General features: G+C 47.5%; 17 protein-coding genes. 13 read left to right on the top strand and 4 right to left on the bottom strand.

Annotated features, from left to right (window positions below):
- Positions 1-194: 194 nt before the first annotated feature.
- Together feoB and D3H65_RS22680 are read right to left on the bottom strand one after the other, a co-directional pair.
- Complete coding sequence (feoB, locus tag D3H65_RS22685; protein ID WP_119052508.1) at positions 195-2,315, bottom strand: ferrous iron transport protein B; 2,121 nt, start codon at positions 2,313-2,315, stop codon at positions 195-197.
- A gap of 185 nt (positions 2,316-2,500) precedes the next feature.
- Positions 2,501-3,484, bottom strand: coding sequence for a 2-hydroxyacid dehydrogenase (locus D3H65_RS22680; RefSeq protein WP_119052507.1), 984 nt, complete (start codon positions 3,482-3,484; stop codon positions 2,501-2,503).
- 147 nt (positions 3,485-3,631) lie between these two features.
- On the opposite strand from D3H65_RS22680, the gene asnS reads away from it, so the two are divergent.
- From asnS to rho, 13 genes are all read left to right on the top strand, one after another.
- Positions 3,632-5,068, top strand: a complete 1,437-nt coding sequence (gene asnS, locus D3H65_RS22675) for an asparagine--tRNA ligase (RefSeq protein WP_119052506.1) — start codon at positions 3,632-3,634, stop codon at positions 5,066-5,068.
- A gap of 105 nt (positions 5,069-5,173) precedes the next feature.
- Positions 5,174-5,731: an ExbD/TolR family protein gene (locus D3H65_RS22670; protein WP_119054612.1), complete on the top strand. Its 558-nt coding sequence runs from the start codon at positions 5,174-5,176 to the stop codon at positions 5,729-5,731.
- Positions 5,732-5,855: 124 nt separating this feature from the next.
- On the top strand, positions 5,856-6,800 hold the full coding sequence (locus tag D3H65_RS22665) for an isopenicillin N synthase family dioxygenase (protein ID WP_119052505.1): 945 nt from the start codon (positions 5,856-5,858) through the stop codon (positions 6,798-6,800).
- A gap of 176 nt (positions 6,801-6,976) precedes the next feature.
- Positions 6,977-7,501 carry a CdiA C-terminal domain-containing protein gene (locus D3H65_RS22660; RefSeq protein ID WP_119052504.1) on the top strand — a complete coding sequence of 175 codons (525 nt, stop codon included), beginning with the start codon at positions 6,977-6,979 and terminating at the stop codon, positions 7,499-7,501.
- Between the two features lie 372 nt (positions 7,502-7,873).
- Positions 7,874-8,275 (top strand): hypothetical protein, encoded by a 402-nt coding sequence (locus tag D3H65_RS22655; protein ID WP_119052503.1) that lies wholly within the window; start codon positions 7,874-7,876, stop codon positions 8,273-8,275.
- A gap of 59 nt (positions 8,276-8,334) precedes the next feature.
- On the top strand, positions 8,335-8,925 hold the full coding sequence (locus tag D3H65_RS22650) for a penicillin-binding protein activator LpoB (protein ID WP_119052502.1): 591 nt from the start codon (positions 8,335-8,337) through the stop codon (positions 8,923-8,925).
- Between the two features lie 25 nt (positions 8,926-8,950).
- On the top strand, positions 8,951-10,384 hold the full coding sequence (locus D3H65_RS22645; RefSeq protein ID WP_245999565.1) for a COG3014 family protein: 1,434 nt from the start codon (positions 8,951-8,953) through the stop codon (positions 10,382-10,384).
- A gap of 396 nt (positions 10,385-10,780) precedes the next feature.
- The gene (locus D3H65_RS22640) at positions 10,781-11,206 is read left to right on the top strand and encodes a PadR family transcriptional regulator (protein ID WP_245999564.1); all 426 of its coding nucleotides are present in this window, start codon (positions 10,781-10,783) and stop codon (positions 11,204-11,206) included.
- Positions 11,203-13,485 carry a PspC domain-containing protein gene (locus D3H65_RS22635; RefSeq protein ID WP_119052501.1) on the top strand — a complete coding sequence of 761 codons (2,283 nt, stop codon included), beginning with the start codon at positions 11,203-11,205 and terminating at the stop codon, positions 13,483-13,485. Before D3H65_RS22640 ends, D3H65_RS22635 begins: the two co-directional genes overlap by 4 nt.
- A gap of 251 nt (positions 13,486-13,736) precedes the next feature.
- The gene (gcvT, locus tag D3H65_RS22630; RefSeq protein ID WP_119054610.1) at positions 13,737-14,822 is read left to right on the top strand and encodes a glycine cleavage system aminomethyltransferase GcvT; all 1,086 of its coding nucleotides are present in this window, start codon (positions 13,737-13,739) and stop codon (positions 14,820-14,822) included.
- 202 nt (positions 14,823-15,024) lie between these two features.
- The gene (locus D3H65_RS22625) at positions 15,025-15,501 is read left to right on the top strand and encodes an SRPBCC family protein (protein ID WP_119052500.1); all 477 of its coding nucleotides are present in this window, start codon (positions 15,025-15,027) and stop codon (positions 15,499-15,501) included.
- Positions 15,502-15,629: 128 nt separating this feature from the next.
- The gene (locus tag D3H65_RS22620) at positions 15,630-16,370 is read left to right on the top strand and encodes a 2-phosphosulfolactate phosphatase (protein ID WP_119052499.1); all 741 of its coding nucleotides are present in this window, start codon (positions 15,630-15,632) and stop codon (positions 16,368-16,370) included.
- A gap of 343 nt (positions 16,371-16,713) precedes the next feature.
- Positions 16,714-18,399, top strand: a complete 1,686-nt coding sequence (gene rho / locus D3H65_RS22615) for a transcription termination factor Rho (RefSeq protein WP_119052498.1) — start codon at positions 16,714-16,716, stop codon at positions 18,397-18,399.
- A gap of 180 nt (positions 18,400-18,579) precedes the next feature.
- Here the strand turns inward: rho and D3H65_RS22610 are convergent, their stop codons facing one another.
- Complete coding sequence (locus D3H65_RS22610) at positions 18,580-19,275, bottom strand: hypothetical protein (protein ID WP_162915774.1); 696 nt, start codon at positions 19,273-19,275, stop codon at positions 18,580-18,582.
- A gap of 262 nt (positions 19,276-19,537) precedes the next feature.
- The gene (locus D3H65_RS22600) at positions 19,538-20,701 is read right to left on the bottom strand and encodes a hypothetical protein (RefSeq protein WP_119052495.1); all 1,164 of its coding nucleotides are present in this window, start codon (positions 20,699-20,701) and stop codon (positions 19,538-19,540) included.
- Between the last annotated feature and the right edge of the window lie 29 nt (positions 20,702-20,730).

Here is a 20,730-nt window from a genome sequence, read left to right as displayed (position 1 = left end):
TAATAACGACCAACCAGAAATGTTTGTTGCGTTTACCTGCTGTTCCCTACCGCTTATTGATACCGCTCAAATCTGTTAAGGGGAATACTAATGTATAGGATATTGTAAACGAATGTCAGGAGCCTTTCGCCTGTCAGGCTGAGCTTGTCGTCGAAGCCGTCTCGTTGCCTCAGTGCCTTGATGCCTCGTTGCCTTTATTTGAACAACTGAAAAGCCAGGAGGCTCATCACATAGGCCAGTCCTGTCATGTAGATCAATTGCAGCAGCGGCCATTTCCAGCTGCGGGTTTCCCGCTTTACAATGGCCAATGTGCTCATACATTGCATCGCAAACACATAAAAGATCATCAGTGAAAGCCCTGTGGCCAGGGTATATACCTTACTGCCGTCGGACCGGGTGGCAGCGTTGAGTTTTTCGGTAAGCGTGGTCTCATCGGCATCGGCGCCGCCCTCTACACTATACAGCGTAGCCATGGTGCCCACGAATACTTCCCGGGCAGCAAAAGAAGTGATCAGGGCGATGCCGATCTTCCAGTCGTAGCCCAGGGGGCTGATGGCTGGTTCGATACTTTTGCCCAGGATGCCGGCATAGGAATTTTCCAGCAGGTCGGTTCCTTTCTCGCGCTCCAGCAAATCCTTTTGATCAGGGTTTTGCTGCGCCAGTTGCTCGTATTTGGTGTGTACCGCCGCCATTCTTTCTTTGGGTCCATAGGAACTCAGGGCCCATAAAATAAGGCTGATCACGATGATCACTTTACCGGCATCCACCACAAATATCTTGGCTTTGCTCACCATAGTCACCACTACATTCTTCCAGCGTGGCGCCCGGTAAGTAGGCAGCTCCAATATGAAAAAGCTCTTCTCTTTGATCTTAATGAACCACTTGGCTACATAGGCTGTGATCAATGCCATCACCAGGCCCAGCAGGTACAGCCCCATCATCACCAGGCCCTGTACACCAATGAATCCCCACAGCATTTGCTTGGGGATCACCAGCCCGATGAGGATCGTATACACCGGCAGACGGGCGCTGCAACTCATCAGCGGGGTTACAAATATGGTGAGTAGTCGTTCTTTCTTGTTCTCAATATTCCGGGCGCTCATGATCGCCGGCACTGCACAGGCAAATCCGCTGATCATGGGCATCACACTTTTGCCGTTGAGGCCCACCTTGCGCATGAGTTTATCGGTGAGGAAGCTGATGCGGGCCATATAACCCGTGTCTTCCAGGATCGTGATCAGTCCAAAAAGGATCATGATCTGCGGTATGAATACCACGATACCGCCAATACCGGCGATCAGGCCATTGATGAAGAGGTCGCTCCACCAGGCTTCGGGTAGTATACGGTTAAAGAAACCACTCAGTTCGGCAAAGGTCCACTCGATCGCTGTCATGGGATATTCCGCCAGCCAGAATACACACTGGAACAAAAGGAATAAAACCGCTATCAGGATCAGGTAACCCCAGCGGCGGTGCAGGAGCACATCATCCAGCTTTTCCGTGAGCATCGTTTTCTGCAGCGGGGAAGGTTCTGATACCGACTGCTTCAGGATGACGCTGATGCGCTGGTAGCGCTGCAGGATCTCTTCGGCCTGCGTTTTGGTATGGTTGAATTTATTGATCTCTTCAATTGACTCGATCTTTTCCTGCAATTTGTTGTGCAGGGCAAAAGATTCATGGTTGATCAGGTAATGAATGGCTTTGTAATCGCTCAGGTCGGCTACCACCTCTTTTACCTCCTTCACTGCATTGGGCGCCAGGGCTTCATTGTTGATGAAGTCGCGCACTGGTAGTTTGTAGAGGTGGAGGGCGGTTTGCTCGATGGCCTTTTTAAGTTGGGGAATGCCTTTGTTCTTACGGGGATTGATGGGGATAATGGGTACTCCCAGCTCTCTTTCCAATTCAGCGACGTCGATCTTAATGCCTTTCTGCTTGGCCAGGTCCATCATCGTAAGACCAATTACCACCGGTATTTTGAGGTCGATGATCTGAGAGGCAAATAAGAGGTTGCGTTTTAAGTTGCTGGCGTCCGCGATCAGCACCACCATTTGCGGGTCTACTTCTTTATCCTGCTGCATCAGCACCCGGTAAGCTACCCATTCATCCTCCCGGCGGGGGTAGAGGCTATAAGTTCCGGGCAGGTCGATAATGGTAGCCGTCATCGTTTCAGAGATAACCGTACTACCTGATTTTTTATCTACCGTCACACCGGGGAAATTACCCACTTTCTGGTTCATCCCGGTTAGGGCATTGAACAGTGAGCTTTTGCCACTGTTGGGGTTGCCTACCAATGCAATTTGAATCTTCTCCCTCATGATAGAAATGTAGCCTTCCCACTTTAGGCGGGGTACAAGGCCGCGAAATTACCGAAATGAATGGGAGAGCCTTTACGAATTGAGTAAAAAAGCCCCTCACAGCCCTTATTTATGAGATTATTAGGACAGATAGCCACCGAGGTAACGAGGCATTGAGGGTAACTGCCCTACTTTCTTGTTGCCTTCTAGGCAATCCTGTTTACCAAAGCCTTCCCCTGCTCAAAGTCGTTGATACTCTGGAGGGTAGTTTGTGCGATCTGCGTGAGGGCCTCATCGGTAAAGAACCCCTGGTGGGCCGTTACCAGTACATTGGGGAAGCTCATGAGCCGCATAATGACATCGTCGTGAATGATCTCGTCCTGCAGGTTGTGGAAGAACAGTTTTTCCTCCTGTTCGTACACATCGATGCCCAGGTAACCCAACCGCCCGGTTTTCAGGGCATCAGTAGCCGCCTGGGTGTCGATCAGTCCGCCCCGGCTGGTATTGATCAGCATTACACCGTCTTTCATCATGCTGAGGGTTTGGGTGCTGATGATCTGTTTGGTTTGTTCGTTCAGGGGGCAATGCAGGGAGATAATGTCACACTGGGGCAATAATTTGACGAGGGGCAGGTATTCTACCCCCTTGGCTTCCATGTCTTTGTTGGCAATAACGTCAAATGCCAGCACCCGGCACCCAAAGCCTTGCATAATGCCGGCAAAAACCTGCCCGATCTGTCCCGTACCGATCACCCCTACCGTTTTGCCGTGGAGGTCGAAACCCGTTAACCCCTGTAAGGAGAAATTGCCTTCCCGCACCCGGTTGTAGGCCTTGTGCGTTTTGCGGTTGAGGGTCAGGATCATCGCCACAGCGTGTTCGGCTACCGCAAAAGGAGAGTAGGCGGGTACCCGCACCACAGGAATTTGGTGGGCCCTGGCAGCAGCCAGGTCCACATTGTTGTACCCGGCGCAGCGGAGGGCGATCAATTGCACTCCCTGGGCAGCCAGCTGCCGGATGACGGGTTCGGAAATGGTATCGTTCACAAAAGCACAGATGGCGGTGAAGCCACTGGCCAGGTTGACCGTTTGCTCATTCAGCGGCGCCTCAAAAAATACCAGTTCATGACCCCTGTTGTATTGGTTGAAATAGGTGCGGTCGTACAATTGCGTGGAGAAGAAGGCTATTTTCATTTGTCTGAACCCGGATTTGGTGAAATTTGGCTGATCAACAGGAAATTACTGTTAACCAAAAGTATCAGATAATCACATTGCACCCCCAATCCTTATCTTTGCCCTCCTGCAAAAACGCAGATTATAATAGTATTAAGCTTTAACATCATGTTCAACAAACGGGTAAAGATCAAGGAACTGTTGGCCTCCGAAACAACGGGCCAGGAAGTAGTAGTAATGGGTTGGGTGCGCACTTTCCGCAACAATCAATTTATAGCGCTGAATGACGGTTCCACCAATAATAACCTGCAGGTAGTAGTTGAACTGGGTATGCTGGATGAACCCACGCTGAAACGCATTACCACCAGCGCTTCCCTGAAGGTGACCGGGCAGGTAGTAGCTTCCCAGGGTAAAGGGCAGAAAATAGAAGTAAAGGCTACCCTTGTTGAAATATTGGGCGATAGTGATGCGGAGGTATATCCTTTGCAACCCAAAAAACATAGCCTGGAGTTTTTGCGGGAGAAAGCCCACCTCCGGTTCCGTACCAATACTTTTGGCGCCATATTCCGGGTACGCCATTCTCTGGCCTTTGCTGTTCACAAGTTCTTCCATGAAAAAGGATTTGTCTATATGCACACACCGATCATCACCGCCAGTGATGCGGAGGGTGCCGGTGAAATGTTTCGCGTAACCACTTTGCCAATGGACAATGCTCCTAAGAATGAGGATGGCAGCATCGACTTTAAAGAGGATTTCTTTGGCCGTTCCACCAACCTGACCGTGAGCGGACAACTGGAAGGCGAACTGGCAGCCACAGCTTTTAGTGAGATCTATACTTTTGGCCCTACATTCCGTGCCGAAAACTCCAATACCGCCCGTCACCTGGCCGAGTTCTGGATGATCGAACCAGAGATGGCGTTCTATGACATAGAAGACAATATGAACCTGGCCGAAGAGTTCATCAAATACCTCATTCGCTTTGCGATGGATAATAACCGGGAAGACCTGGAATTCCTGGCGCAGCGGCTCACAGAAGAAGAAAAACAACTGCCGCAGGATAAGCGCAGCGAAATGGGATTGATAGAAAAGCTGGAGTTTGTACTCAACAACGATTTTGAGCGTATTACTTATACCGAGGCCATTGATATATTGCTCAACTCACCTGCTTATAAAAAGAAGAAATTCCAGTATGAAGTGAAATGGGGCGTGGATATGCAAAGTGAGCATGAGCGCTACCTGGTAGAAAAGCATTTCAAGAAACCGGTGATCGTTACCGGTTACCCCAAGGCCATCAAATCATTTTACATGCGGGAAAATGAAGATGGGAAAACCGTAGCCGCCATGGATATCCTGGCGCCGGGCATTGGCGAAATCGTAGGCGGCTCTCAGCGGGAGGAACGCCTGGACAAGCTTACCAAAAGAATGGAAGAGTTGCATATCCCTGCCGATGAAATGTGGTGGTACCTCGATACCCGTCGTTTTGGCACCGTGCCCCATGCCGGCTTTGGCCTGGGTTTTGAACGCATGGTATTGTTTGTGACAGGTATGACCAATATCCGTGATGTGATCGCCTTCCCAAGGACGCCAAAAAGTGCAGAGTTCTAGAACACGCATTACATGAATGAATATATCAGAGAGCTGTCGCAAGACGGCTCTTTTTTTATTTATGGAAAGTTTTTCCTGCTGCGTCTCACTGTAAAACATACCCATATGGCTGAAATCAGTACCGCCACTACCAGTGATAAACCTGGTGTGCGCCGCAGTAAAAAACTGTCTACCCGGGTAGACCTAACGCCCATGGTAGATCTTGGCTTCCTGCTCATTACCTTTTTTATTTTCACCACTACGATGTCCGAGCCCGTGGCTACAAGGCTGATCATGCCCGATGACACAAAGCCGGTGCCAGACTCACCCAATGTGGGAGAGAGCTCAGCCCTCACCATACTGCCGGTAAGTGGCAATAAAGTGTTTTATTATCATGGCGATATGGAGGGCGCACTACGAAGCGGTGCTTATGGTATTACCAATTTCTCTATGAAAGATGGTATTGGTCAGGTGATCCGGGATAAGCAACTGGCTATGGACAGGAGTAAACCTGGCTCACGGGAAGACCTCACGCTGATGATAAAGCCTACTGCAGCCTCCAGTTACCAGGATGTGGTGAATGCATTGGATGAAGTAGCTATCAACAGGGTGCCCCATTATGCACTGATGAACATTACCGATGATGAGAAAAAGATCCTGCAGGAAAAGAATGGCGGATTGTAACCAGGGTCTGTAAATATTACCTGCACGGATAAATAGTTCTACACAATAGCCAAATGAATTTCGTAAATTGTAATTTACATCCCCGTTCAAAAAGCGGGCTGTATTTAACATTAAAACGTTTGTTATGGCTATACCCGTCGTCAACCTCGCCGATTTTACTTCCGGCGATCCTCAACTGAAGCAGGCTTTTGTAAACCAATTGGGCAAGGCCTATGAAGAAGTAGGTTTTGTGGCTGTCAAGAACCATGGTATACCCGATGATCTCATTGCCGACCTCTATAAATATGTGCAGCAATTCTTTGCCCTGCCGTCTGATACCAAGCGACAATATGAAGTGCCCGGACTGGCAGGCCAGCGTGGCTATACCTCCTTTGGCAAGGAGCATGCGAAGGGAAGTGATGCGCCCGATCTGAAAGAGTTTTTCCAATACGGCCAGATCGTGGAAGACAATGATCCTGTGAAAAATGAATACCCCGACAATGTGAAGGTAAAAGATGTGGCAGCTTTTAATGTCACTTTTGAAGAAGCCTACCGGGCTTTTGAAAAGTCGGGCAAAGCCCTCTTGCAGGCTATCGCTTTGTACCTGGGGCTGGATGAACATTATTTTGATGCGCATATCCACAATGGCAATTCCATCCTGCGGGCTATCCATTACCCGCCTATTACATCCGAGCCCAAGTCGGCTATCCGTGCCGAGCAGCATGAGGATATTAACCTCATCACCCTGCTGGTGGGCGCTTCTGCCGACGGCTTGCAGATATTGACCAAACAAAATGAATGGGTAGGCGTTACTTCCCTGCCCGAACAAATTGTGGTGAATGTGGGTGATATGCTGCAAAGACTAACCAATAATAAACTGAAAAGTACTACCCACCGCGTGGTGAATCCGCCCCGCGCTATGTGGCATACCTCCCGCTTCTCTATTCCTTTCTTCCTGCATCCCAAAGGAGAAATGAGCCTGGCCAGCCTCGAAAGCTGCATCGATGCCGAGCATCCCAAAGCATATCCCGATGCTACAGCCGGTGAATACCTCGATGAAAGGCTGAGAGAGATTGGGCTGAAGAAATAATTAAGCAGTAAAAAAATAATTAAGCCGTCCCGGTTCTAACCGGGATGGCTTTTTGTTTTGGTATACTTGAAATATTACCCGGAAGAATATTCGATTATTTATATATTTGATATCCTTCACCAATATCCATGCAGATCAAAGCTTAACTACCATTTATCATCTTGTAGTTATAGCTAATGGAATTACATTACTTAAGAGTGTATGAGTCCGTATCTGGTGGATGGGTTGACTTACATCCCTTACATGGAACAGATGAGTTGCCGGATAACTTGGAGGCGTGCAAGCTACTTGCTCAAAAAGGGTACAGGCTTCAGTTGTTGCCATGCCTCAACCAGGAAGCATTGGAATTAAGACAAAAATTGTTACCAGAGGTATTTGGTAATAAAAATCCAGATGTCAGGATCAACAATAAAGCGATTGCAGACATCAAAAAACCCAACAACAGAGAAGCGACCAAAACATCAGTTAAAAATGCCATCTATCGGGCAGCTCAGCAAAGAGTAGAAATAGTCATTATCAATTTACACCAAGCTTCCTATTCATTCAGCGATATTAAAGAAGCGCTTTTATCAACCTTAAGAATTGGCAGAAACAGCAGTATCAGGGAAGCCTGGATAATCACTCATGATAATAACGTGCTAATTATTCCAAAAAAAATGATCAACACAAAGAGCTTTTATGCAGTGCTTAATTGTCTATAAACAGTCAGGGTGATCACCTCAAAGAAGTGATCACCCTGCTGCTTAGGCTCAGGGCCGCAGCCCCATGCACCACAAATATATAAATTAAACATAAAATAACAAAACAGTCTTCTTGAACACCTCTTAGTATAACATCGTATTCTCATGTAAAACCTTCTTGATCACATCTTTACCCACCTTCCATGCTGTATTCCGAATGCTGGATTCTATATTCTTCTTATCCTGTCACATAATCATGTATTTTTATGCGTATTGCTTGCATAAACTGGTGTTTAACATTATCTTGCATGTGCAACGACCTTATTTAACGCTCACTTAACGCATCGCTGATTAGCTTTGTATTGTCAATTGGTCACTTCAAAAGCTACAACTATGAAAAGTATTTTACTTACAGCTTTCCTGATCGTAACAACCGTACTGGCCGGTACAGCGCAAAACTTAGCGCCTGATCAGAACCCCAGTTTTATGGTAAGCCAGGCCCGCTATATGCAGATGGCAGACTCTATCAATAGCTGGCATGGTACTACCGTGCAGAACACCTATAAAGCGATCGATTACCTGGAAGATAAAAGAGAATTACGTGCCAACCGCAAAGCCTGGCGCCGCGAGCTCCGTATGGAAAGAGCCCGCAACAGTGGCTGGTACAATGGTTATTATAATGATTACTATTATCCTTATAACTCTTACAATCGCTGGGGTAATGGTACCGGCTGGGGCAACTATCTCTGGAGCACCCTGCCTTTAGCAGCTTCCATCGCATTTTGGTGCAGGTAACACCATGGGCCACCCGTTTTACGAATATTCACTTACTAATCTTTTATAAATATCCCAATATGAAAAGAGTTTTATGGATTGTTACAGCCGTTGTAGCTGTAAGTGCTATTACTGTATCCTGCTCACGCAAAGTAACCCGTATTGATCCAGGCGAACAGATCGACCTCAGCGGACGCTGGAACAATACCGACTCCCGCCAAACGGCTGAAAAAATGATCGATGATATCCTCAACGACAAATGGGTAGGCAACTACCAGGAAGGTCACAATGGCCAAAAGCCCGTGGTGATCGTAGGTTTCGTGACCAACAAAAGCACCGAGCATATCGATGCCGAAACCTTTGTAAAGGATGTAGAACAATCTTTCATCAAGTCGGGTAGGGTGCGCCTCGTACAAGGTGGCAAGAAACGGGAAGAACTGCGTGCTGAAAAAGCCGATCAGCAAACCAATGCTTCTACTTCCAGCATGAAGAAATTTGGCCTGGAACAGGGCGCCGATTTTATCCTGCAAGGCTCTATCAACTCTATTGTGGATGCTCAAAAGCGGAAGAAAGTAGTATACTACCAGGTAAACCTGGAACTCACCAATATTCAAACCAATGAAGTAGTTTGGATCGGCGATAAGAAGATTGCCAAATACGTGACCAACTAATTGGTATTAGAATTCAAACCCGTGAATGGCAGATCCTACCGGCATGGCATTATCATCTAAAAATATGGTAAGAGCATTGGCTGTTCTATCGCTGATGCTCTTTTTATTTTCCTGCGCTACTTACAATAGCCGCATTGGCAATTATTATTCCGAAGTGCGGAACGGTAATTACCAGAAAGCGGATGCTGATCTGGAAAAGGTCAAATTGATCAAGGCCCGGCGCAACCAGTTGCTCTACCTGCTGGAGAAAGGTAAAATCACACACCTGCTCAAGCAATACGACAGCAGCAATGTCTATTTCAACCAGGCCGATGTATTCATGGAAGACGTACGCACTTCCGCCAGCGATATCGCGTTGGGTACCCTGCTCAATCCCATGATGCAAACCTACAAGGGGGAGGATTTTGAGAAATTCATGGTCCATTATTACAAAGCCCTCAACTACCTCTACCTGGGGCAGCCGGATGAAGCGATGGTAGAAGCGCGCCGTATCTCCCTCACCAGTTATGCCCAGCAGGATAAGAGCAAGCGCGAAAACCGCTATTCCGACGATGCTTTTTCCCTCATGCTCCAGGGCGTCATTTATGAACAGGGCAATGATATCAACAATGCTTTCATTGCCTACCGCAATGCAGTAGATATTTACCTGAAGAACAACAACCAGTACTACGGCACCAACTTGCCCGGCCAGCTGAAGAAAGACCTTTTACGCACGGCTGAGTTAATGGGTTTCCAGGATGAGGTGCAGCGCTATGAAGGGTTGTTGAATACCCGGTTTGAGGCCGTCGCACCACCCGAAGGAGGCGAACTGGTACTCTTCTGGGAAAATGGCCTGGCGCCGGTAAAGCAGCAACAAGACTTCTTTTTTGCCCTCACCAAGGACGGTTTTGGCAACTTTGCCTTTGTAGATCCCGCCGGCTCTTTCAATATCCCGTTTGACTTTGCCAGCACAAATGCCAGGAAGGAAGACCTGAAGCTGGACGACCTCCGTTCGCTGCGGGTAGCTTTCCCCAAATACCAGGAGCAGCCTCCCTTTTTCCGGAGCGCCAATGTTTCCCTCAATCATGCTACTTATCAGTTTGAACCTGCCGAAAACATCAATACCATTGCTTTTGCTACTTTAAAGGAACGTTTCCTGAAAGAAATGTCGCAGGCCCTGAGCCGCCTGGCGGTGAAGAAGCTGGCAGAGATTGCTGCCCGCCCCAAAAGTGACGACAAAAACAAGGATACCAAGGAAGCAGTAGCCCTGGCTATACAGGTCTTTAGTTTTGTGTCTGAAAAGGCCGATACCCGCAACTGGCAAAGCCTGCCCCATACCATCTCTTACATGCGCATCCCCCTCAGCCGGGGTGTCAATGTGCTGCAAATCAGTGTTTCCGGCCAATCGAACCAAACCTTCAACCTGGTGGTGGAAGGCACTGGGAAGCTGCAGGTACAAAATATCTGCACACTCCGCTAAAATTCCCCGATTACATCATTATGCCTGCTTTACCAGGCAACCGGCACGTCCCTAAAGCGGCGGATAACGTTCTATTATACATCCGGCCGGGTGGACGCCTTTCATCCAGCGTTATTAACCGCTTATCCATTGCCTGAAAACTTATTCCGCGGCCTTTATCCTGTGCAAATGCTTATCCAGACAGCATTTATGGCAAAACTTATTAGCAGTTTATAAAGATTACCTTTGGACGGTAGGTACTTTGTGTTGCATAGTACTAAAATTCACCCTATATTTGTGTTGTAAATGATCACATCGACCGGCAGCAAGGGGTCAACCACAAGTATAGCCAACACAGTTCTTAGGAAAGTATAGCCATGAGCCCCTGCTGCCGGTTTTAAAAAACAGTAGCATTGTATGAATATCGAGAACACACAAAGCCAGATGCGGAAGGGGATACTGGAGTTCTGCATTCTGTCCATCATTCGCCGGGGGGAAGCTTACCCGAGTGATATTGTGGACGAAATGCGGGGTTGCAACCTGCAGATACTGGAAGGCACCCTTTACCCACTATTAACCCGCCTTAAAAACTCGGATATGCTCACCTACCGCTGGGTAGAAAGTAACTCCGGGCCGCCCCGCAAATACTTTTCGCTCACACCAAAAGGCGAAGAGTTTTACAAAGAACTGGAAGCCACCTGGAATGAACTGGCCAACGCCGTCAACCAGCTTACCAGTAAAAAAGAATCGCTGGTCTCAACCGCCGGCAATGTTTCCTTTGGTTTCGATTCCTCCAACATACCAACTAACACTTCAACCACCGACAAACAAGACGAACAATGAAAAAGGTAATCAACATAAACTTTCAGGGCAGGGTGATCCCCATCGAGGAGACCGCTTTCGAGCTCCTGAAACAATACATAGAAAGTTTGCGACGGTATTTCGCCAACGAAGAAGGTCGTGATGAGATCATCAATGATATTGAAAGCCGTATTGCTGAACTTTTTTCTGAACGTATCAAAAAGGGATCTATCTGTATTACGGATGATGATGTGAATGCAGTGATCGCCAGCATGGGCCGCCCCGAAGATTTTGAAGCGGAAGCAACAAGTGGCGGTACAGACACCAATGGCGGCAGCGGTGCACAGCAGCAGTCATCTTCCCAAAGTCAGTCTTATGCTGGCTCCTCCAGCTCCCAAAGCTATGGCAGCTATAACAGAGGAAAGCGTGGTAGGCTGTACCGCAATGCTGATGATAAGATCGTTGGTGGTGTGGCCAGTGGCCTGGCCAACTACTTTGGCATCGACCCGGTGATCATGCGTATTCTCTTCGTGGTACTGTTTGCACCCCTGTTCTGGGTGTACATCCTCTTGTGGGTGATCATACCTTCCCAGTCGGTGGAGACCAGCATCACCAAGCGCCTGTACCGCAGTGCGGATGATAAAGTGATCTCGGGTGTGGCCGGCGGCCTGGCAGCCTACCTCAATGTAGGAACCTGGGTGCCCCGGTTGATCTTCGCCCTGCCTTTGATCATCGGACTGGTTTCCGGCATCTTTAATAATATGTGGTGGAGCCACGATTGGGATTTCTGGTGGGGACCTAAAGTGATCACCGGCTCCCTGGGCAGCACCCTCTTCTTTGCTTACATCATCTTATGGATAACAGTTCCCATCGCGGTTACTTCCAGCGAAAAACTGGAAATGCGGGGAGAGAAGGTAGACCTCAACTCTATTCGTGATACCGTAAAGGAAGACCTCGAAGGTTTTAAAACAAAAGCTGAAAAATGGGGAAAGGAAGTCAGGGAGTCAGCACAGCAGTGGGGCGAAAGGGCCAAAGAGTTTGGCCAGACAGCCGGCTCACGCGCCAAAACCTTTTCTACCGAAGCAGCACCCATTGCCCGCAGTGCAGGAAGTGGTATCGGCCATGTGATCGGTGTGCTCTTTAAAGCCTTTTTCCTGGTGATCGCAGCCATTGTTGTGGTAGCCTTGTTTGGGGTATTTGTAGGGATCATATTTGGTGGATTCACCATGTTCCCGGTGAAAGACTTCGTGTTTGATGGATTTGGACAAAACCTGCTGGCCTGGGCTACACTCATCCTTTTCCTCGGTGTACCGCTGATCGCACTGATCACCTGGTTGATCCGTCGCATCATGGGCGTTCGTTCACGCAATCACTACCTGGGTTATGTATTTGGCTCCTTGTGGTTTGTAGGCCTGATATGTGCGCTGGTATTGGGTGGTATTGTAGCCCGTGATTTCAGAACTTTTGCCCCTGTGGAAGAGTCCGTGAACATTATACAACCCGCTGACGGTAAAATGTATATCGATGTATCGAATAACTTTAACCGTTATTATGGTGGCGACTGGTTTGGTATTTCCTGGGAAGACTGGCCTTTCTATGCGATCAACCAGGATACCCTGATGCTTAATACCGTAAGAGTAAATATCAAAAAAAGCAAGGATGCCAACTTTCATGTATCCCGTGTAAGGTTTAGCCGTGGTATGAATCCCGAAGCTGCAAAAACCCTGGCAGAGCGCATCAGTTTTAATGTAGCACAGCAGGACAGCGTGCTGGTATTGCCCAAAGGATTTGCTATCAGCCGTAATGAAAAATTCAGGAATCAACAGGTGTTGGTCATAGTAGAAGTTCCGGTAGGAAAACGTATCCAGATAGACAGAAAGGTAGAAGATTACGAATGGTTCAGCATCAATTACAATCGCCGCCGTGGCTGGAACTTTGATAATGACTGGGATAATTCCTATGGCTGGCAAAGTGACCGCGAGATGATCATGACACCCGATAATGGATTGCAGCGTGTAGATAAATATGATCAATTCGAATTGAAAAGCGGCAAGTTTAAATTGAAGATAAAAGACGGTGACCAGGAGATCCACATGGAAGGAGAAATAAAATCCGACACGGGCGAAGAGTACCGCTACCGCCGGGAAAAAGAAGGCATTGATTCAGCAGAAAAGAAGAAAGCGCCCAAAAAGCAACGGGTGGAAAAAGTAGCAGATTCGAATACCGAGGCTGAGGGTGAAGATGGATCAACAACAAGTTCTTCGGTCCGTAAGATCGCTGACCTGAGCGGTCCTTTAGCTACGCTTACAAAACTCTTTTAATAGTTTGGTCTGGGATCTTCCATCCGGGACCAGGTTGAAGTTGGAACAACGGGGCCGGTTACACTACGGCCCCTTTTTTTATGGTAGATGCCGGGAGCTCCCGCCGGCTGGTTGTTTGAAAGTGTAGAAAATACGTATTCCGACCCTCCCGGGAACAGTAGCTGCGTATTATTAATCATTTTTATATGCCGATCCTCTTTTTGTTGGCGACCTTGGTGGCAACCTTTATTTTTGCGGCACAAAATCACCAAATGAAGAATACTCCTTTCACGCAAAAACACATTGCCCTCGGCGCTAAAATGGCGGAGTTTGCCGGTTACAACATGCCCATTTCTTATACTGGTATTAACGATGAACATGCGGCAGTACGTACCAATGCCGGTATATTCGACGTAAGCCATATGGGTGAATTTATTCTGAAAGGAGAAAAGGCGCTTGACCTGATTCAGCGGGTTACCTCCAACGATGCTTCCAAGCTTACCGCGGGTAAGGCACAGTACAGCTGTTTGCCCAACAAGGAAGGCGGCATTGTGGATGATCTGCTGGTGTATTGCATCGAGGAAAACAAAGTGTACATGTTGGTAGTCAATGCTTCCAATATTGAAAAGGACTGGAACTGGATCAGCCAGTTCAATACCGAAAACGTGGAAATGCACAATGTGAGCGACAAAACCTGTCTGTTGGCCATACAAGGTCCCAATGCCACTAAAATGCTGCAGCCGCTTACTGATATAGATATTCTCAACCTGAAATATTACACCTTCGCCAAAGGCAGATTTGCCGGTGTAGACAATGTGGTGGTGAGCGCTACCGGGTATACCGGGGCGGGTGGCATAGAGATCTATTTTGAGGACAAGGACGGTGCTGCGGATAAAGTATGGGATGCCATTTTCGCTGCAGGAGGCCCGCAGGGACTGAAGCCTATTGGCCTGGGTGCGCGTGATACCCTTCGCCTGGAAATGGGCTTTTGCTTATATGGCAATGATATTGATGATACTACCTCTCCGCTGGAAGCAGGGCTGGGTTGGATCACCAGGTTTACCAAGGAGTTTACTGCCAAAGACATCCTGGAACAGCAGAAGAAAGCCGGTGTAACCCGTAAGCTGGTAGGTTTTGAAATGATCGATAAGGGTATTCCCCGCCATGATTATGTGATTGCCGATGCAGAAGGCAAGGCTATCGGTAAAGTAACTTCCGGCACACAGGCCCCCAGCCTGGGTAAGGCCGTGGGCATTGGTTATGTGGAAACAGCTTTTGCACAACTGGATACTGTGATCTACATTAAAGTGCGGGATAAGTTATTGCAAGCCAAAGTGGTAAAGTTCCCGTTTGTATAGAAAACAAGCTTCGAGCTACTAGCCACGAGCTGCGAGCCCTGGGCGTTTGTCTGAGCGCCTTTGCTTGCAGCTCGTGGCATTTTTAGGGTACTGCTCCCGGGCCATTTGTGGCGAAGCAAACGGCTCGCAGCTCGCAGCTTTCTTCAAAGCTGGCTTATTTCTTGCTGTTGACTATACTCCTCACAGCAAACCAACGCACCCCATGCCCACTATCCACCTCACCAACTTTATAGCTGCCCCCGTAGAAAGGGTATTCGACCTTAGCCGAAGCATTGAGCTGCACAAAAAAGCCATGGCGCATACCGGCGAAAAAGCCGTGGCAGGCACTACCATGGGATTGATCGGATTGAATGAGACCGTGACCTGGACAGCCAAACACCTGTACAAGACCCGGATCATGAAAGTGAAGGTGACAGCCATGCAACAGCCTTTTTCCTTTACAGATGAAATGGTGGAAGGGTCTTTCAGGAGCATGAAACATGAGCACCATTTTAAACAGATTGACAACGGTACACTGGCCATTGATATCTTTACTTTTGAAACACCTTATGGCGCCATCGGCAAGATGTTCAACACCATTTATCTCCGGAAATACATGGAACAGCTGCTGGATCAACGCAACCGGGTGATCCAGGAATATGCAGAAAGCGATAAGTGGAAATTCGTATTGCAGCGATAAACAGGTGGTTTAGCATATAATTAACCTCTTTTCTCCCCCTTTAGCGAACATCTTCCCACACATTTTGTTTTTTTAGCTGGTATCTGCTCCTTAACATTGCAGCCAATTTTAAAATCGTTTTTCCCGGCATGAGCAACAACAAACCGACGCTGTACACTTCCTTATCTCCTGCATTATTACACCTGTATGACCTCAACAACGCTGTTGTAGTGATCATTGACGTACTAAGAGCTACCTCTACCATTGCTACCGCCTTGTATAACGGTGCCAAATGTGTGATACCGGTAGACAGTGTGGCCAGGTGTATAGAGTTGGGCAAAAGAATTGATTCCATCACTGCTGGCGAGCGCGATGGACAAATTGCCGAAGGCCTGGAATATGGTAATTCCCCTTTTGAATACCCGGAAGCGTTCATTCGTTCAAAAACCCTGGTACTGACCACTACCAATGGCACGAAATTGTTACACATGGCACTCGAAAGAGGTGCGGGACAGATCGTAACGGGTTCCTTCCCCAATTTATCGGCGGTATGTGATTACCTCGTTGATCAGAAAATGCCCGTAGTGTTGGGATGCGCAGCATGGAAAGACCGTGTAAACATTGAAGACACACTGTTTGCCGGTGCAGTGATCAACCGGATAAAAGAACATTTCTCCATCAATTGTGATTCATCACAGATAGCAGAAACGATGTACATAGATGCCCAAAAGGACTTGTATGGCTTCATGGCAGAAAAGAATGCATCACACTATCATCGTCTGACTGGCTTTGGGCTAGAGAAAGACATTCGTTATTGTTTAACACCAGATGGCGCCAATGTGCTGCCATTTTACGAAGATGGAAAGCTGGTAGTACATAATTATCGTTAATAATGATTAACCATCGGTTATAACTTGTTCATCAAATACGCAGGTATGCCGGGTTTTTACTATATAACATCTGTGCTATCAAGGCATTGAGTAATCGATCGTAGTTACGTTATTTTTACCGTTTATAACAGGAAACCCTTATCCCACGGGCCAAAAATTTTTGCTTTTTACAAATTTGACGTATTATTGTGCCGGAATAGGACTGATAAGTCATACCCGATCTCTGCTAACTCATCAGTTTTTGTGCATTCCAACTCAATATAAACTCATTTCAAAAGATTTTTTTTCAACACACACACAAAGATTGGTCTTCTGATCAAGTGTTAAACTTTCAAGTTTTGTTATGTATGATATTCTCCAACTGAACGACATGCTCGTTCCCGAACTGCTTGATATAGCGGAGCAGCTTAAAATTCCCAATTCCAAGAAGCTCGACAAGCAGGGTCTCATCTACAAAATCCTCGACAAACAGGCCGTCCTGGCCAGCGATGAGAAAGGCGCCGCAACAGATGATAAAGGCAAGCGCAAACGAATCATTAAAACTACCACCGCCAATGCTACAGAAGAAGCAGACGTTATGAGCACTGGCGAAGAGAAAAATAAAAAAGAAACCAAGAAGGAAGCCCCCAAGAAGAAAGCAGCAGAAAAAGTAGTGATAGCCAAGAAGGGAGCCCGTAAGAAAACAGAAGATGAACAGCAGGTTTTAGACCTGCCACCTGCACCACAGGAAGATGATGATGACGATGATGATGATCAACACGACAGACAGCCGCAGCAACAGCAATCCGGCAATGTGATGAACCAGGAAGATGAAGGCGCACAGGATGATCATCAATCCAATGGCAATGGCGGTAACCAGGATCAACAACACAAATCATACCCCCGTCATCGTGAAACAGCCTTCAACATTGAGTTTGACGGTGTTATCCTTGCAGAAGGCGTATTGGAAATGATGCCCGATGGCTATGGTTTCCTTCGCTCTTCAGATTACAACTACCTTTCTTCTCCCGATGATATTTATGTATCTCCTTCCCAGATCAAACTGTTTGGGTTAAAAACTGGCGATACCGTATACGGTGCTGTTCGTCCTCCCAAGGAAGGGGAGAAATACTTTGCCTTGCTGAAGGTTGAAACCATCAACGGTAAAGCACCGGAAGATGTGCGCGACAGGGTTCCATTCGATTACCTCACGCCCTTGTTCCCTTACGAAAAGCTGAATATTTTCACTGCGCCCAATGCATATAGCACACGTATCATGGACCTGTTTACACCCATCGGTAAAGGACAGCGTGGATTGATCGTGGCACAACCTAAAACAGGTAAAACTGTATTGCTCAAGGAAGTAGCCAATGCTATTGCCGCCAACCACCCGGAATGTTATCTCATGGTAGTGCTGGTCGATGAGCGCCCTGAGGAAGTTACCGATATGGAACGCAGCGTAAAAGCAGAAGTAATTGCTTCTACTTTTGATGAGCCTGCTGAAAAACACGTGAAAGTATCTACCATTGCTTTGCAAAAAGCCAAGCGCCTGGTAGAATGCGGTCACGATGTAGTGATCCTGCTGGACTCCATTACCCGCCTTGCCCGTGCACACAATACCGTAGCGCCTGCTTCCGGTAAAGTACTGTCTGGTGGTGTGGAAGCCAATGCTATGCAAAAACCTAAACAGTTCTTTGGTGCTGCCCGTAAGATCGAAAATGGCGGCTCATTAACTATATTGGCAACTGCCTTGATCGATACCGGTTCCAAAATGGATGAGGTGATCTTTGAAGAGTTCAAAGGTACCGGCAACATGGAGTTACAACTGGATCGTCGCCTGGCCAATAGAAGAATTTTCCCTGCCATTGATCTGGTGGCTTCTTCTACACGCCGTGATGACCTGCTGCTCGAAAAAGAAGTACTGCAGCGTATGAACCTGCTCCGTGTATACCTCACTGATATGAACACAGAAGAAGCCATGCATGAGCTGTTGCGCCGTATGCGTGGTACGAAGGACAACCAGGAGTTTTTGGCAAGCATGAACGGATGAACAGACCAAAGAAGGCCTGGTAATCAACACCATCCTGCTCCAAAAAATGGCAACCATAATCATAATGGTAATCATAAGAAATAATAAAAAAGGCCCTGCTGATAAGCGGGGCCTTTTCAATGTATATTTTACCGGCAGTAGGTGGGTCGCCTTTTGAAAGGCGGCTCACCTGCTGCCTTCTTATTGTATGATGACCTTCTTCAATCTTTCTGTTCTCCAATAACCCATCAGCGGATCAGCAAGCGTAGTATCCGGAATTTCATAGAGGTAGAAAGTCTTGGTGGGCAGATGGAACCGCCAAAGCGTAGGCATCCTGGCACCTTTCTCATTTTCCAGTACACCCATCAGCACCAGGGTTTGGTTGTCGAGCCAAAGCGCATCTTCTATAGAGCCGCCAGGCCCCATGAATACAAGTCTTGTTTTGGTGCCAGCTTTCACATCCACCAGGCTTACTTCATAATCGGGCCCTATTTCATTGCCAATGAAACGGCCTTTGTCATCCTTCTTGATATCAATATTGTAGCTGTCCAGATCAATGAACTGCGAACTGTCAGGAGAGTATTTCAGGAAAGGGCCATAATACTTATAAAAATCCTTTTCCGGCTGGAATGGGCTTACCAGCATCGAATCATCCTGCCAGGAGCTTGTCATCCGGAATTTGTTCCAGTCGAACCCCGTAACTTTCTTTTTGGCATAATCGGAGAAACCCGTAGTGCTGAAAGACTGGACCGTTTCAGCCGATAATAAAGTGTCGAGGATCTCAGTTACAGAGTCCTCCTGAGGCCCTTCAGGAGCCTGTGGTTCCTTTTTGGGGTCGTCTTTACACGATACAGCGATCAATAGAATAGCGAGGCAGGTATATAGTAGATATTTCATAGTGTGTATGCTGATCTTTTCAAGTTACAACAATCCCCGTGAAGGGGCTGGCCTTTAACTTGTTTTTAAGAACGCACAAAACCACATGATTATGCGATAGTTTGTCGGAAAGGCAATCCTTTTCTTTGATTATGGCTAAGATCACGTACAGGCGAAAAAGAAGACGTTTATGGATGGCATACGGTATTGCTATCATTATTGGCCTCCTGCTCATATTGATAGCTTGTTATATGTAGCCAACAACGAGATGCCTGCCCGGTAATTAATATTGATAGCCGCGGTAAGGACCATATCTCCTTGCGGAAGCCGCTCCCCATACCAGGCCGATAGTAATGGGATTACCTTGCAGGTTCGTACCTCCTTTGTTGCGGTAATTGGTGACATTATACCTGGCCTGAATGCCCAGGAAAGCCTCCTTCCGTTTAGTATAGAACAAACTGTATTGAACGCCGCCATTGAAATTGTAGGTGAGGATAGACATGGGTTTCATCTGGTCGCGTTTGTCCTCATCCGAAGTATGGTATACATCAAAGCCATCAAGCCCCCCTCCGCCGATCAGCTCAAACAGATGCGTTTCGTTCCCAAACATTTTTCTGCCGTAATCCAGCCCGATAAAACCGCCAAAAAAGTCTTTTGTTTCATATAGCTGATCATTGCGCTTTATCAGGTAAGGCTGCTTTGAGTTGACGAATTTGAAATATAATAGTAGGGCGAAGCGGTCTCTCTGGCCGCGGGTGCCCAGTTCCAGGCCTATATAGGGGTGATTGCCCAGTACAGTAGCTGCGCCTGTGGGTATCCACAGGCCGGAAGTGAGCGCTAAATGCCCCCTCGGGATCCGCTGTACACGTTCCCCGTACCGGCGATAGTAATTTCTGAGCGAAGTGTTGGCAAAACCAGGTTTGTCGAGAACCGCAGCTGTATTACCTGTATCAGCATATAGCCGGCAAAAGTAATTTTCCAGGCTGGCCGTATCTGTCTCCGGCAATAATGTGCGGGCCAGTTCCTTCGTAAAGGCATTGTACCCCACCACCCGGCTAAGTTCTACAGAATCCCGACGGTATCTATACCCATAGAACAGATCGCCTGGCTGCAGGTCCTTGATCTGCTTAAACTGGTCGATCATAATAATGATCGAGCTATCATATAAGAGCTCTGAGAAATGGCGGTTGCGGATGGCTACCAGGATCTTGATCCGTTGGATCTCTTCCGAAAGTCCGCAGGTCCCTTCCCAGAAGGAGATAGCCCTGATAACAGAGTCAATAGGCGCCTGGCGGTATAAATGGGGGATAGCCTGCAAGGCATTCAGCCTTACGTCTTCACAACGTATGACAGGTTTTACCAACTGTTCTTCTACAGATTGGGCGTGCAGAGAGAGACCGGTAAGCAGCAGCGTACTGCTGTAGAGTATTTTTTGCAGCAGGTTCATGGTATCAGGTTTTTTTGGGCAAACCAAGA

Source organism: Paraflavitalea soli, assembly GCF_003555545.1.
GTDB lineage: Bacteria > Bacteroidota > Bacteroidia > Chitinophagales > Chitinophagaceae > Paraflavitalea > Paraflavitalea soli.
This window is presented reverse-complemented; position numbering and strand designations above follow the sequence as displayed.

Coding starts and splice junctions, on each gene's coding strand:
- asnS (WP_119052506.1), top strand. CDS start 3,632: ATGTTCAACAAACGGGTAAAGATCAAGGAACTGTTGGCCTCCGAAACA.
- D3H65_RS22670 (WP_119054612.1), top strand. CDS start 5,174: ATGGCTGAAATCAGTACCGCCACTACCAGTGATAAACCTGGTGTGCGC.
- D3H65_RS22645 (WP_245999565.1), top strand. CDS start 8,951: ATGGCAGATCCTACCGGCATGGCATTATCATCTAAAAATATGGTAAGA.
- D3H65_RS22610 (WP_162915774.1), bottom strand. CDS start 19,275: ATGAAATATCTACTATATACCTGCCTCGCTATTCTATTGATCGCTGTA.
- D3H65_RS22635 (WP_119052501.1), top strand. CDS start 11,203: ATGAAAAAGGTAATCAACATAAACTTTCAGGGCAGGGTGATCCCCATC.
- rho (WP_119052498.1), top strand. CDS start 16,714: ATGTATGATATTCTCCAACTGAACGACATGCTCGTTCCCGAACTGCTT.
- D3H65_RS22665 (WP_119052505.1), top strand. CDS start 5,856: ATGGCTATACCCGTCGTCAACCTCGCCGATTTTACTTCCGGCGATCCT.
- D3H65_RS22620 (WP_119052499.1), top strand. CDS start 15,630: ATGAGCAACAACAAACCGACGCTGTACACTTCCTTATCTCCTGCATTA.
- D3H65_RS22680 (WP_119052507.1), bottom strand. CDS start 3,484: ATGAAAATAGCCTTCTTCTCCACGCAATTGTACGACCGCACCTATTTC.
- D3H65_RS22600 (WP_119052495.1), bottom strand. CDS start 20,701: ATGAACCTGCTGCAAAAAATACTCTACAGCAGTACGCTGCTGCTTACC.
- D3H65_RS22660 (WP_119052504.1), top strand. CDS start 6,977: ATGGAATTACATTACTTAAGAGTGTATGAGTCCGTATCTGGTGGATGG.
- feoB (WP_119052508.1), bottom strand. CDS start 2,315: ATGAGGGAGAAGATTCAAATTGCATTGGTAGGCAACCCCAACAGTGGC.
- D3H65_RS22655 (WP_119052503.1), top strand. CDS start 7,874: ATGAAAAGTATTTTACTTACAGCTTTCCTGATCGTAACAACCGTACTG.
- D3H65_RS22650 (WP_119052502.1), top strand. CDS start 8,335: ATGAAAAGAGTTTTATGGATTGTTACAGCCGTTGTAGCTGTAAGTGCT.
- D3H65_RS22640 (WP_245999564.1), top strand. CDS start 10,781: ATGAATATCGAGAACACACAAAGCCAGATGCGGAAGGGGATACTGGAG.
- gcvT (WP_119054610.1), top strand. CDS start 13,737: ATGAAGAATACTCCTTTCACGCAAAAACACATTGCCCTCGGCGCTAAA.
- D3H65_RS22625 (WP_119052500.1), top strand. CDS start 15,025: ATGCCCACTATCCACCTCACCAACTTTATAGCTGCCCCCGTAGAAAGG.